5 protein-coding genes, 1 tRNA gene and 1 rRNA gene are annotated in these 13,488 nt (G+C 68.8%); 1 reads left to right on the top strand and 6 read right to left on the bottom strand.

From position 1 onward, the window contains the following. Positions 1-149 precede the first annotated feature (149 nt). The 3 genes from ABT009_RS26645 to ABT009_RS26635 all read right to left on the bottom strand — a co-directional run bounded on the left by ABT009_RS26645 (position 150) and on the right by ABT009_RS26635 (position 9,470). Positions 150-2,933 (bottom strand): DNA translocase FtsK, encoded by a 2,784-nt coding sequence (locus tag ABT009_RS26645; RefSeq protein ID WP_351299893.1) that lies wholly within the window; start codon positions 2,931-2,933, stop codon positions 150-152. A 125-nt stretch (positions 2,934-3,058) separates the two neighbouring features. Beyond that, positions 3,059-3,742 carry a response regulator gene (locus tag ABT009_RS26640; protein ID WP_067274821.1) on the bottom strand — a complete coding sequence of 228 codons (684 nt, stop codon included), beginning with the start codon at positions 3,740-3,742 and terminating at the stop codon, positions 3,059-3,061. 244 nt (positions 3,743-3,986) lie between these two features. Then, positions 3,987-9,470, bottom strand: a complete 5,484-nt coding sequence (locus ABT009_RS26635; RefSeq protein WP_351299890.1) for a HAMP domain-containing protein — start codon at positions 9,468-9,470, stop codon at positions 3,987-3,989. A gap of 261 nt (positions 9,471-9,731) precedes the next feature. Here ABT009_RS26635 and ABT009_RS26630 point away from each other — a divergent pair, with 261 nt between their 5' ends. After that, a complete protein-coding gene (locus tag ABT009_RS26630) occupies positions 9,732-12,401 on the top strand; it encodes a SpoIIE family protein phosphatase (protein ID WP_351299887.1) in 2,670 nt (889 codons plus the stop codon). Positions 12,402-12,456: 55 nt separating this feature from the next. On the opposite strand, the gene ABT009_RS26625 is transcribed toward ABT009_RS26630, so the two are convergent. From ABT009_RS26625 to rrf, 3 genes are all read right to left on the bottom strand, one after another. Then, positions 12,457-12,532, bottom strand: a tRNA-Thr gene (locus ABT009_RS26625). Between the two features lie 84 nt (positions 12,533-12,616). Continuing rightward, positions 12,617-13,297: a DegT/DnrJ/EryC1/StrS family aminotransferase gene (locus tag ABT009_RS26620; RefSeq protein ID WP_351299884.1), complete on the bottom strand. Its 681-nt coding sequence runs from the start codon at positions 13,295-13,297 to the stop codon at positions 12,617-12,619. A gap of 98 nt (positions 13,298-13,395) precedes the next feature. Then, positions 13,396-13,488, bottom strand: a 5S ribosomal RNA gene (gene rrf / locus ABT009_RS26615); the annotation flags it as partial.

The following is a 13,488-nucleotide window of genomic DNA, read 5'->3' as shown; positions in this document are numbered from 1 at the left end:
TCGGGCAACCGGGCGGTCGCACTTTGTACGCCAACAGCATGGACCGACATGCCGATGGTGGGACATGGTGCCTTCCCTTCCTCAACTTGACGTATGCGGAAGGGAAACGGTTGCTTTCCGTCGTCCTGCGATTGACGTTTTCAGTCGCCCTACGGTTGAGCTTCCCCACGGATCACCGCGAGCACTCCGTCCAGCTCATCCGGCTTCACAAGAACGTCACGTGCCTTGGACCCCTCGCTGGGCCCGACGATGTTCCGCGACTCCATCAGGTCCATCAGCCGACCCGCCTTTGCAAAGCCGACGCGCAGCTTGCGCTGAAGCATGGAGGTGGACCCGAACTGCGTGGACACCACGAGTTCGGCGGCCTGGCACAGCAGGTCCAGGTCGTCGCCGATGTCCTCGTCGATCTCCTTCTTCTGCTTGCTGCCGACGGTGACGTCGTCGCGGAAGACCGGCGCCATCTGATCCTTGCAGTGCTGGACGACGACGGCGACCTCGTCCTCGGTCACGAAGGCGCCCTGCATACGGGTCGGCTTGTTCGCGCCCATCGGCAGGAACAGCCCGTCGCCCTTGCCGATGAGCTTCTCGGCGCCCGGCTGGTCGAGGATGACGCGGCTGTCGGCGAGCGAGGACGTGGCGAACGCGAGCCGGGACGGCACGTTCGCCTTGATCAGGCCGGTGACGACGTCGACCGACGGCCGCTGGGTCGCCAGCACCAGATGGATCCCGGCCGCGCGAGCCAGCTGCGTGATGCGCACGATCGCGTCCTCGACGTCCCGCGGCGCGACCATCATCAGGTCCGCGAGCTCGTCGACGATCACCAGCAGATACGGGTACGGCTGGAGCTCGCGCTCGCTGCCCTCGGGCAGCTTCACCTTGCCGTTACGGACGGCCTGGTTGAAGTCGTCGATGTGCCGGAACCCGTAGGCCGCGAGGTCGTCGTAGCGCAGGTCCATCTCGCGTACGACCCACTGCAGTGCCTCGGCGGCCCGCTTGGGGTTGGTGATGATCGGCGTGATCAGGTGCGGGATGCCCTCGTACGCGGTGAGCTCGACGCGCTTGGGGTCGACCAGGACCATGCGGACGTCCTCGGGCGTCGCACGCACCATGACCGAGGTGATGAGGCAGTTGATGCAGGACGACTTGCCGGAACCGGTCGCACCGGCCACCAGGACGTGCGGCATCTTCGCAAGGTTCGCCATCACATAGCCGCCCTCGACATCCTTGCCGAGTGCGACCAGCATCGGGTGGTCGTCCTCGGCGGCGTCCGCGAGGCGGAGCACGTCGCCGAGGTTGACCATCTCGCGGTCGGTGTTGGGGATCTCGATGCCGACGGCGGACTTGCCGGGGATCGGCGAGATGATCCGCACGTCCGGGCTGGCCACGGCGTACGCGATGTTCTTGGTCAGGGCAGTGATCCGCTCGACCTTCACGGCGGGGCCGAGCTCGACCTCGTAGCGGGTGACCGTCGGACCGCGGGTGAAGCCGGTGACGGCGGCATCGACCTTGAACTCGGTGAAGACGTTGGTGAGGGAGGCGACGACCGCGTCGTTGGCGGCGCTGCGCGCCTTCCCGGGCCCGCCGCGCTCCAGCAGGTCCAGCGAGGGCAGCGCGTACGTGATATCGCCGGAGAGCTGGAGCTGTTCGGCGCGGGGCGGCAGATCGCGCGGCGCCTCGGGAGCGGCCTTGGTCAGGTCGGGCACGGCGGACGAGTGTTCGACCTCCTGCGAAGTACTGTTCTGCGCCGCCTCCTTCACCGGGGCCTTGCCGGCGCCCCGTTCAGCATCCTTGGTACGTGCGTTCGGGACCGGAACGGACTGCTCCCGCTCGGCGCGGTCCGCCGCGACCCCCTGCGTGAGGTCGGCGACCAGCGGCGAGGGCGGCAGACCGTGCAGGACGGCGCCGTCGAGCGCGGCCGCCGCGGCCGCGGCCACATCGACGGCGTCCATGGGGCGGTCCAGCGCGGGCTGCACGGGGGCCCGGCGCGGCCTGCGCCGCCTGGTCGACAGGGCCTCAACCTCGGCCTGCTCCGGGTCGTAGGCCTCCGGGAGGGACGGCCCGCGCCGCCGGGAGCGGGCGGGCAGGGCCTGGCGCCACTGGTCGTCGTACCGTTCGTCGTCCTCGGTCGCGTACTCGTCATCGTCGGCCTCCGGCTGGATGACGCCGAGCTTCGTGCCGAGCAGACGCAGTCGCTGCGGGATGGCGTTGACGGGTGTGGCCGTGACGACGAGCAGTCCGAAGACCGTCAGCAGGATGAGCAGCGGGAGGGCGAGGACCTCGCCCATCGTGTAGATCAGCGGGGTGGACGCGGCCCAGCCGATGAGTCCGCCGGCGTCCCTTATCGCGGCGCTTCCGTCGCCGCGCCCCGGCGCGCCGCAGGCCATGTGGACCTGTCCCAGCACACCGACGACGAGCGCGGACAGGCCGATGACGATGCGCCCGTTCGCCTCGGGCTTCTCCGGATGGCGGATGAGGCGCACGGCGATGCCGGCGAGCAGTATCGGCACGAGCAGGTCGAGACGGCCGAAGGCCCCGGTCACCAGCAGCTCGACGAGGTCGCCGACCGGACCGCGCAGGTTCGACCAGGTGCCCGCAGCGACGATCAGCGCGATGCCGAGCAGGAGGAGCGCGAGGCCGTCCTTGCGGTGCGCCGGGTCGAGTCCCTTCGCGCCACGCCCTATGCCCCGGAACATCGCGCCCACGGCGTGCGCGACACCCAGCCACAGGGCGCGCGCGAGCCGGTACACGCCCCCGGTCGGATTGGGGGCCGGCTTCGGCGCCGGCTTCGCTGCCGCCTTCTTGGCAGGCGCCCTCTTCGCTGCCGCCTTCTTGGCGGGCGCCTTCTTCGCGGGGGCCTTCCTCGCCGCAGCCTTCGTCGGAGCTGCCGCCTTCTTCGCGGGCGACTTCTTGGCTGCGGACTGACGTGAGGCCATGGGTGTGAGATTACCGTCGGAGACCACAGGGGACACGTGTGCCCACCGCTTCACCCGTTCGTGTCGTCCGCGGTACGGCAGTGACCTGACGGGCCCTCAGGGGTTCAGTACGGGTCCTCGAGGGGTCAGTTCTGCGAAGGCAGCGACGGCGCGCCCGTCCCGGTGCCCGGCTCCAGGGCGTCCAGGGCCCTGCGCAGGCCGGTGAGTTTGCGTTCGAGATGGGCGGCTGTGGCCACCGCTGCCGCGTCCGCGGAGTCGTCGTCGAGCTGCTTCGACAGCGCCTCGGCCTGCTCCTCGACGGCCGCGAGCCGCGCGGAGAGCTCGGCCAGCAGACCGGCGGGCTCCTTTGCGTCGCCGACCGCGGACTTGCCGCCGCCCTCGAGCTGGAGCCGGAGCAGGGCCGCCTGCTCCCGCAGTTGGCAGTTCTTCATGTAGAGCTCGACGAACACCGAGACCTTGGCGCGGAGCACCCAGGGGTCGAACGGCTTGGAGATGTAGTCCACGGCGCCCGCCGCGTATCCCCGGAAGGTGTGGTGCGGGCCGTGGTTGATGGCGGTGAGGAAGATGATCGGGATGTCCCGGGTCCGTTCCCGCCGCTTGATGTGCGCAGCGGTTTCGAAACCGTCCATGCCTGGCATCTGGACGTCCAGCAGAATGACCGCGAAATCGTCCGTGAGCAGTGCTTTGAGCGCTTCCTCCCCGGACGATGCCCGCACCAGCGTCTGATCGAGCGCAGAGAGGATGGCCTCCAGCGCCAGCAGATTCTCCGGCCGGTCATCGACCAGGAGGATCTTGGCCTTCTGCACCATGGCCCGCCCTCCTCGTCCCGGCAGTGCACCGGGCGCCGCCCCAGGGGACGACTCCCTTGCGCCGTCCGCACTTGTGCCGGTCATGGTAGCCGCACCCTGCCCGTCGCCACACCCTGTCACCGCGATGTCACTGTGCACGTAGCAGAAACGCGGTGGGGGACCAGAAGGTTCCCCGATTCCCGTACTTCTACACGACTTCGGGCACAGTCAGTCAGCAAGTGGACAGCGCCTGTCCGCCACCCGGTCACTCCTCACGCATCCACTGCTCCATCACGGAGAGCAGATGGTCGGGATCGACCGGCTTCGTCACATAGTCGGAAGCCCCGGACTCGATGGCCTTCTCCCGGTCGCCCTTCATGGCCTTCGCGGTGAGCGCGATGATCGGCAACCCGGCGAACTGGGGCATCCTGCGGATCGCCGTCGTCGTCGCATATCCGTCCATCTCGGGCATCATGATGTCCATCAGAACGACAGTCACATCGTCGTGCTGCTCCAGGACTTCGATGCCCTCGCGGCCGTTCTCCGCGTACAGCACGGACAGCCCGTTCTGCTCCAGGACGCTGGTCAGGGCGAAGACGTTGCGGATGTCGTCGTCGACGATCAGCACCTTCTCGCCGTCGAACTGCAGGGCGCGGCGCTCCTGAGGGACCGGCTCCTGCCCGCCTGTCCAGCCGTCCTGCGCCGCCGACTGGCCCGGCAGGGCGGCCCGCTGGTCGGCGGCCGCCACAGCCCTGCGCCGGCGCCTGAACAGCGCGGCCGGCCCCGTCTGCGTGTCACGGTACGACTTGACCTCGGCGGGCGTCTCGGCCGCGGAGGCGGTCAGCTCGCGCACGGACGCCGCCGTGTCGCCCGGCTCGATCACCGGAGCGAGCTGCGGGTAGCCCTGCGGCGGGAGTTCGCTCGGGTACAGCGGCAGATAGAGCGTGAACGTGGAGCCGCGCCCCGGCTCGCTCTGGGCGTGGATCTCGCCGCCCAGCAGCCGCGCGATCTCCCGGCTGATGGACAGTCCGAGGCCCGTACCGCCGTACTTGCGGCTCGTCGTGCCGTCGGCCTGCTTGAATGCCTCGAAGATCACACGCATCTTGCTGGCCGCGATACCGATGCCGGTGTCGGCGACGGAGAACGCGATCAGGTCGGCGTCCGCGTCACGCAGCGAGCCGGCCTCGAGCAGCTGCTCCCTGATGGCCACGGGCACGTCGTTGCCCGCCGGACGGATCATCAGCTCGACGGCTCCCGAGTCGGTGAACTTCACCGCGTTGGACAGCAGGTTGCGCAGGACCTGCAGCAGCCGCTGCTCGTCCGTGTGCAGCGTCGCGGGCAGTTCTGGCGAGACGCGTACGGAGAAGTCGAGGCCCTTCTCCGCGGTGAGCGGCCGGAACGTGGCCTCGACATAGTCCACGAGCTGGACGAGTGCGATACGTGTCGGGGAGACGTCCATCTTGCCTGCCTCGACCTTCGACAGGTCGAGGATGTCGTTGATCAGCTGCAGCAGGTCCGACCCGGCGCCGTGGATGGTCTCGGCGAACTCGACCTGCTTCGGCGAGAGGTTGCCCTCGGCGTTGTCCGCGAGCAACTTGGCCAGGATCAGGAGGGAGTTGAGCGGCGTACGCAGCTCGTGCGACATGTTCGCCAGGAACTCGCTCTTGTAGCGCATCGAGACCGCGAGCTGCTCCGCGCGCTCCTCGAGGACCTGGCGCGCCTCCTCGATCTCGGTGTTCTTCACCTCGATGTCGCGGTTCTGACGGGCCAGCAGCTCGGCCTTCTCCTCCAGCTCGGCGTTGGAGGCCTGGAGGGCCTTCTGCCGCTGCTCCAGCTCGGCCGAGCGCTCCCGCAGCTGTTCGGTGAGCTCCTGCGACTGCTTGAGCAGTACCTCGGTCTTCGTGTTGACGCTGATGGTGTTGACGCTCGTCGCGATCATCTCGGCGATCTGGTTGAGGAAGTCCTTCTGGATCTGCGTGAACGGCTGGAAGGACGCCAGCTCGATCACACCGAGGACCGTGCCTTCGAAGAGCACCGGCAGCACGATGACATGAGCGGGCGGCGCGTCCCCCAGCCCGGAGGCGATCTTCAGATAACCCGGCGGGACGTTCTCCACGAGAATCGTCCGCTTCTCCTTGGCCGCGGTGCCGATCAGGGTCTCACCGGGCCGGAAGGACGTCGGCATGGAACCCATCGAATAGCCGTAACTGCCCAGCATGCGCAGCTCGTACGCATCCTCCTCGGTCGCTGCGCCCAAGTCCTTGCCGTCGTCCGTGGGCAACGCCACGAAGAACGCACCGTGCTGCGCGGAGACCACCGGCGTCAGCTCGCTCATGATCAGTGAAGCGACGTCCTCGAGGTCGCGACGGCCCTGCATCAGACCCGAGATACGGGCCAGGTTGCCCTTGAGCCAGTCCTGTTCCTTGTTGGCGAGGGTGGTGTCGCGCAGGTTCGCGATCATCGTGTTGATGTTGTCCTGCAGGACCTGGATCTCGCCCGCCGCGTCGACGTCGATCTTGAGGTTGAGGTCGCCGCGGGTCACCGCGGTGGCCACGGCCGCGATGGCACGCACCTGACGGGTCAGGTTGCCGGCCATCTCGTTCACGGACTCCGTGAGGTCGCGCCACGTTCCGTCGACGTCACGCACGCGTGCCTGGCCGCCCAACTGGCCTTCCGTGCCCACCTCGCGGGCGACCAGGGTGACCTGCTCGGCGAAGCTCGAGAGCTGGTCGACCATCGTGTTGATGGTGGTCTTCAGTTCGAGGATCTCGCCACGGGCGTCGATGTCGATCTTCTTGGTCAGGTCACCCTTGGCGATGGCGGTCGTCACCATCGCGATGTTGCGGACCTGGCCGGTCAGGTTGGACGCCATCGAGTTCACGGACTCGGTCAGGTCCTTCCACGTGCCGGACACGCCCGGCACGCGCGCCTGGCCGCCGAGGATGCCGTCCGTGCCCACCTCGCGGGCCACGCGCGTGACCTCGTCGGCGAACGAACTCAGCGTCTTCACCATCGTGTTGACGGTGTCCGCGAGCTGGGCGACCTCGCCGCTCGCCTCGACCGTGACGTTCTTGGTGAGGTCGCCGTTGGCGACCGCCGTGGTGACCTGGGAGATCTGGCGCACCTGGGTGGTCAGGTTGTTGGCCATCAGGTTGACGTTGTCGCTGAGGTCCTTCCAGATGCCCGTGACGCCGGGCACCCGGGCCTGGCCGCCGAGCTGGCCCTCGGTGCCCACCTCGCGGGCCACGCGGGTCACCTGCTCGGCGAAGTTGGACAGCTGGTCCACCATCGTGTTGACGGTGGTGACGAGTTCGAGGATCTCGCCCTTGGCGTCGACGGTGATCTTCTTCGACAGGTCGCCGCGGGCCACCGCGGTCGTGACCTCGGCGATGTTGCGCACCTGCATGGTCAGGTTGTTCGCCATGCCGTTCACGGACTGCGTGAGGTCCTTCCAGGTGCCGGAGACGCCCTTCACCTCGGCCTGGCCGCCGAGGATGCCCTCCGTACCCACCTCGCGCGCCACGCGCGTGACCTGCTCGGCGAAGTTCGACAGCTGGTCCACCATCGTGTTGAGGGTGTTCTTCAGCTCGAGGATCTCCCCGCGCGCGTCCACGTCGATCTTCTGCGAGAGGTCACCGCGGGCGACCGCGGTCGCGACCTGCGCGATGTTGCGGACCTGGGCGGTGAGGTTGCCGGCCATGCCGTTCACGGAGTCCGTCAGATCGCGCCAGACGCCTGCGACGCCCGGCACCTGGGCCTGACCGCCGAGGCGGCCCTCCGTACCCACTTCGCGGGCCACCCGGGTCACCTGGTCGGCGAACGCGGACAGCTGGTCCACCATCGTGTTGATGGTGCTCTTCAGCTCGAGGATCTCTCCGCGCGCGTCCACGTCGATCTTCTGCGACAGGTCGCCACGGGCCACCGCCGTGGTCACCTGCGCGATCCCCCGCACCTGCGAGGTGAGATTGCCGGCCATGAGGTTCACCGAATCGGTGAGGTCCTTCCACACACCGGCCACACCGGGCACCTGCGCCTGACCGCCCAGCCGGCCCTCGGTGCCCACCTCGCGGGCCATACGTGTGACCTGGTCGGCGAAGCTGGAGAGCTGGTCCACCATCGTGTTCACGGTGTTCTTCAGCTGGAGCATCTCGCCGGAGACGTCCACGGTGACCTTCTGCGAGAGGTCACCGTTCGCCACCGCCGTCGTCACCTGGGCGATGTTGCGGACCTGGCCCGTGAGGTTGCGGAACGCCGTGTTGACGGAGTCCGTCAGGTCCTTCCACGTACCGGCCGCGCCCTGCACCGTCGCCTGCCCGCCGAGCTCGCCCTCGACGCCGATCTCGCGCGCCACGCGCGTGACCTCGGAACCGAACCTGGAGAGCTGGTCGACCATCGTGTTCACGGTGTTCTTCAACTCGAGCATCTCGCCCGCGACATCGACGGTGACCTTCTGCGAGAGGTCACCGTTCGCCACCGCCGTCGTCACCGTGGCGATGTCCCGCACCTGAGTGGTGAGGTTGCGGAAGACCGTGTTCACCGAATCGGTGAGGTCCTTCCACGTGCCCGCCGCGCCCGGCACGTTGGCCTGGCCGCCGAGCCGCCCCTCCGCGCCGACCTCGTTCGCCACGCGCGTGACCTCGTCGGCGAACGTGCGCAGAGTCTCGGTCATCTGGTTGATGGTTTCGGCCAGTTGTGCGACCTCGCCGCGTGCACTGACCGTGACCTTCTGCGACAGGTCGCCGTTGGCGACGGCCGTGGTGACCTGAGCGATCCCCCGCACCTGCGCGGTGAGATTGCCGGCCATGAGGTTCACCGAATCGGTGAGGTCCTTCCACACACCCGCCACACCCGGCACCTGCGCCTGCCCGCCGAGCTCGCCCTCGGTACCCACCTCGCGCGCGACACGGGTCACCTCAGAGGAGAAGGACGACAGCTGGTCCACCATCGTGTTGACGGTGTTCTTCAGTTCGAGCATCTCGCCGGCGACATGGACGGTCACCTTCCGCGACAGATCGCCCTTTGCAACCGCGGTCGTCACGAGAGCAATGTCACGCACCTGCGCCGTCAGCCGGTACGCCATGGTGTTGACCGAATCCGTGAGATCCTTCCACGAACCCGACATACCGCGCACCCGGGCCTGCCCACCCAGCTTGCCCTCCGTGCCCACCTCGCTGGCCACGCGCGTGACCTCGTCGGTGAACGTGGACAGCTGGTCCACGAGGTTGTTGACGGTGCGCCCGACCTTCAGGAACTCACCGCGCAGCGGATGCCCACTGCCCTCAGGCCCCTGCGCACGCAGCTCCATGCGCTGCTGGAGGTCGCCCTCCGCCACCGCGGACAGCACCCGGCCGACCTCGGAGACCGGCCGTACGAGGTCGTCCACGAGCGCGTTCGACGCATCGATCGCCGCCGCCCAGGAGCCCTCGCAGGCGCCCACCTCCAGCCGCTCTGTGAGCTTTCCCTCACGGCCGACGACGCGCCGCACCCGGGAGAGCTCTCCCGTCAGATGGAGATTCCGGTCGGCGACTTCATTGAAAACCGCTGCAATCTCGGACATCACGCCGTCACCCGAGACCGTGAGCCGTTTGCGGAAGTTACCGTCCCGCATCGACTGGAGGGCCGCGAGCAACCTGTTGAGAGCCGCGGTGTCCACCGCGGTGGTCCCGTTGCGTGGTGTGCGCTGCTTGTTCAGGGACTGTCCGCCTTTCGCGCGCGTCTTAGCGCTCCGCGTCGCTGCGCCAGACTCCACTGTGTCCCTCCCGCAGGGGTCGACCTCTTGCCGGGCTGTCTCTTGAAGCTTGCCCAGTGTTTCACCATGGCGGAACCAGGCCATAACAGTTCGGCAGCTTCGCACACCGTCCGCACACCCTCCGGGCGGAAACACTGGCGACCGGCATCCGCATGGACGGTGAAGGTAAGTAACCTTGCATGCGGCTGTCCAACCACCCCGGTCCGCCCGGCCTGGGCTGGTGGCCGGAACGAACGGGCAAAACGGAGGGGCGGCCTCAGTATGACCACAGGAGACCTGGGCGTCGACACTCGAGCGAGGAGTTCTGTGATCACCGCGCGCGCGGCTGCCACCTTCGACCCCGTCGGGCGTTCTGTTGCGACTGCCCGCTCCTTCGTCCGCGACACCCTCCAGGGGTGGGGGTTCACCGACATCGTCGACGACGCGGTGGTCCTCACCAGCGAACTGGTCACCAATGCAGTGGTGCACGCCGGCACAGCAGCGGAGGTCCTCTGCCTTCGCACCGGCGATGGCGCACGCATCGAGGTCGCCGACCGCTATCCGGAGCGTGAGATTCCTCTCCAACAGTCGCTCGCGACGATGGGCAGCCCCGACCGTGAGGGCGGCAGGGGACTGCAGTTGTGCGCCGCGCTCGCCTCCCGCTGGGGCGTCGAGTACACCTCCACGTACAAGCAGGTGTGGTTCCAACTCGACCTTCCCGAACGACCGGTGGGCATCCGCACCGCAGGCCCATCGCTCCCCACCGACCTGCTGCCGCTGGCCGACGGCCGCGTACGGGTCGCCGTCATCCAGATCGACCGGGCCGGCGCCGTCACGGCCTGGAACGAAGACGCCGAGGAACTCTTCGGGTACGCCGCGGAGCAGGTCACCGGCAAGCCCCTCATGGACTTCGCAGCCTGGCCGCACACCCCCGGCACCAGCACCGGAATCGCCGAGGCCCTCCAACTCTCCCGCTGGGAGGGCAGTTACGGCATCCGCGCCGCCGACGGCCGCGTGACGCCCGTCTACGCCTCGCATCTACGGGTCCGCGACGCCGACGGCGAGCCCTCCACCGTCTGCCTTCTCGTACGCGACCACGAGCGCGCCGTCCTGCAGACCCCGCTGCGCGGCCCGGCCCACCCGGACCCCGCAAACCTGACCGACGGCCATCCCGCGGACCCTTTCGAGGTGTTCATCGGCTCCCCGGCGCCCGACGACCTGGACGGGCTCCTGCAGCGCACGGTGGAGCGCGCCCGGGACATGCTCGACGGCGACGCCGCATTCCTCCTGCTCGCCACCGACGACGAGACGGAGCTGGAGGTCCGCGCCTCCACGGGCCTGCCCTCGGCCCGCCAGCGCTTCGCCCGCGTCCCCGTCGAAGCGGGGCCCGGCCGCTACGGTTCGGCGCGCATGCCATCCGTCCACGAAGACCTCGCGGACGTCCCCGGCGCCGTGCCGCTCCTCAACGGCACGGGCATGCGCTCCGTCGTCACGGTCCCGCTGAAGGTCGAGGGGCGCCTCACGGGCTCCCTCGGCGTCGCGGCGGAGGCGCCCGACCGGTACTCCAACGAGGAGGCCCTGCGCCTCCAGTTCGCGGCCGACCGCATCGCGCTGGCCGTGGAGTCCGCCCGCCTGGGCGAGCTGGAGAGACTCCGCCGCGGCTCCCTGTCCTTCCTCGTGGAGGCCTCCGACCTCCTCGCGGGCACCCTGGACCGCGACCAGACCCTGGCGCTCATGGCCCAGATGACGGTCCCGACCCTGGCCACGTGGTGCGCGGTCTACACGATCGCCGACCAGTCATCCGAGCCGTACCTCTCGTACGTGCTGCACGAGGACGAGGAGCGCATCGACGGCCTCAAGGCGCTCCTGTCCCGGATCGCCCCGCCCGACCCGGTCCCGACACCGGGCGCCCGCGTGTGGAACACCCCCTCCGAGGCCGCCCACGAGGCGGCGCTGCGCACCTCGATGCGCAGCCTGGGCCTGGGCGAGCCGGCCAGCGTGAGCTCCGGCATCGGCACGACGCTGGCGACCGCGTCAGCCGTCGGCGGCGAGACCGTCGTTCTCCCTCTCGTGGCCCGCAACCGCGTCATCGGCATGCTGACGCTCGGCAAACCCTCCGACGAACACTTCCGCCAGGAGATCCTGGAACTCGCCGAGGACCTCTCCCGCAGGGCCGCCCTCGCCCTCGACAACGCCCGCCTGTACTCGGAGCGTACGGCGATCAGCCAGTCCCTCCAGCGCAGTCTGCTCCCCCCGGAGCTGCCCCATGTGCCGGGCGTCGAGGTCGAGGTCATCTACCGCGCGGCAGGCGAGGGCAACGAGGTCGGCGGCGACTTCTACGACCTCTTCCCCATCCGCGACGGCGCCTACGGTTTCGCGATCGGCGACGTCTGCGGTACGGGGCCGGAGGCGGCGGCCGTCACGGGCCTGGCCCGGCACGCCCTGCGCCTGCTGGCACGCGAGGGCTTCGGCGGACCGGCCGTCCTGGAGCGCCTCAACGCCGCGATCCTCGACGAGGGTGCCCGCAGCCGCTTCCTGACGCTCCTCTACGGCGAGTTGTGGCCCCAGGAGGACGGCTCGGCCCTCCTGAAGGTCGTCTGCGCCGGACATCCGCTGCCGCTCCGCCTCCGCCAGGACGGCACGGTGGAACCGGCCGCCGAACCGCAGCCGCTCCTAGGCGTCATGGACGATCTGGAACTCTACGAGCAGACGGTCGTACTCGATCCGGGCGACGTCCTGCTGTGCGTCACCGATGGCGTCACGGAGCGCCGCGAGGGCACGCGCATGCTCGGCGACGACGGCCTCACCGACGTTCTGACCACCTGCACGGGCCTCACGGCAGGCGCGGTTGCCGCCCGCATCATGCGCGCTGTGGAGCGCTTCGCGTCGGACGCGCCCTCGGACGACATGGCGATTCTGGCGATGCGGGTACCGGGTCTTCAGAAGGACTGAGGCCCGGTCGGGAACCAAAAAAGGCCTCCGCCCGATGGGCGGAGGCCTTTTGCTGTGGAGCCCCCAAACGGAATCGAACCGTTGACCTTCTCCTTACCATGGAGACGCTCTGCCGACTGAGCTATAGGGGCCGGTCGCCCTGCGCGGTTTCCCGCGCGGCAACGAAATAAATCATACCCCGAACTCATGTGTGGTCCGAACCGCCGTCCGTGGCTTCAGAAAGCGGGTTGCAGCAGTCCGCCGAGCGCATTGCAGGCCGAGACGATCCGGTGCATCTCGCGCCGCGAAAGTGAGGCGTCGACGGGCAGGGCCAGAGTCTCGTCGGCGGCCCGCTCGGTCTCCGGGAGACAGACGTCGCGCCGGAATCCGGGAATGCGGTGCAGGGGTGTCTTGACCGGCACTCGGCCGTCAACTCCCCTGGCCCGTATGGCCCGGGCGAAGGCGTCCCGGTCCGGCCGTCCATTTCCGGGAACTCGCACGACGTACTGCTGATACGTGTGCCGCTCGCTGCCAATGGGCGTTATCACTCCGCCGAGCCGCTGGTCGAGGTAGGCGGCATGCGCTCGCCGCTGCGCCACCCCGTCCTTCGGCGGCGCGTCCAACTCGCTGTGCTCCAGTACGAGTAGGCCGTGGCGACGCCCGATGCTCCGCAGAGCGTCGACGCCAGCCGGCCGCCCGAAGCGGTGTACTACGACCACTGCGGCCGTACGCGGCGTTATGACGGCCCCGACGGCAGCGGGATCAAGGCTGTACGTCACCGGGTCTATGTCGGCGAAGACAGGTGCGGCTCCGGCAAGGACCACAGCCTCGGCGACTTCGACGTTCCCGAACGCCGGCACCACGACCTCGTCACCGGCTCCGATGCCCGCGGCCCTCAGCAATCCAACTGTCCCCATGGGGCGATGCTGACCGCGCAACGTGAACGCAAGATGACGCAAAACAAAAAGGAGCTGGTCCCCCAACCGAAGTCGGGGGACCAGCTCACTCAAAGATTGTTCGGCGGCGTCCTACTCTCCCACAGGGTCCCCCCTGCAGTACCATCGGCGCTGTGAGGCTTAGCTTCCGGGTTCGGAATGTAACCGGGCGT

Origin of the sequence: Streptomyces sp. NPDC002896 (assembly GCF_040295225.1) — a bacterium.
Lineage (GTDB): Bacteria > Actinomycetota > Actinomycetes > Streptomycetales > Streptomycetaceae > Streptomyces.
This window is presented reverse-complemented; position numbering and strand designations above follow the sequence as displayed.

Excerpts from the sequence above, each read along its gene's own strand:
- ABT009_RS26630 (WP_351299887.1), top strand. The coding sequence starts at position 9,732 with ATGACCACAGGAGACCTGGGCGTCGACACTCGAGCGAGGAGTTCTGTG.
- ABT009_RS26645 (WP_351299893.1), bottom strand. The coding sequence starts at position 2,933 with ATGGCCTCACGTCAGTCCGCAGCCAAGAAGTCGCCCGCGAAGAAGGCG.
- ABT009_RS26620 (WP_351299884.1), bottom strand. The coding sequence starts at position 13,297 with ATGGGGACAGTTGGATTGCTGAGGGCCGCGGGCATCGGAGCCGGTGAC.
- ABT009_RS26640 (WP_067274821.1), bottom strand. The coding sequence starts at position 3,742 with ATGGTGCAGAAGGCCAAGATCCTCCTGGTCGATGACCGGCCGGAGAAT.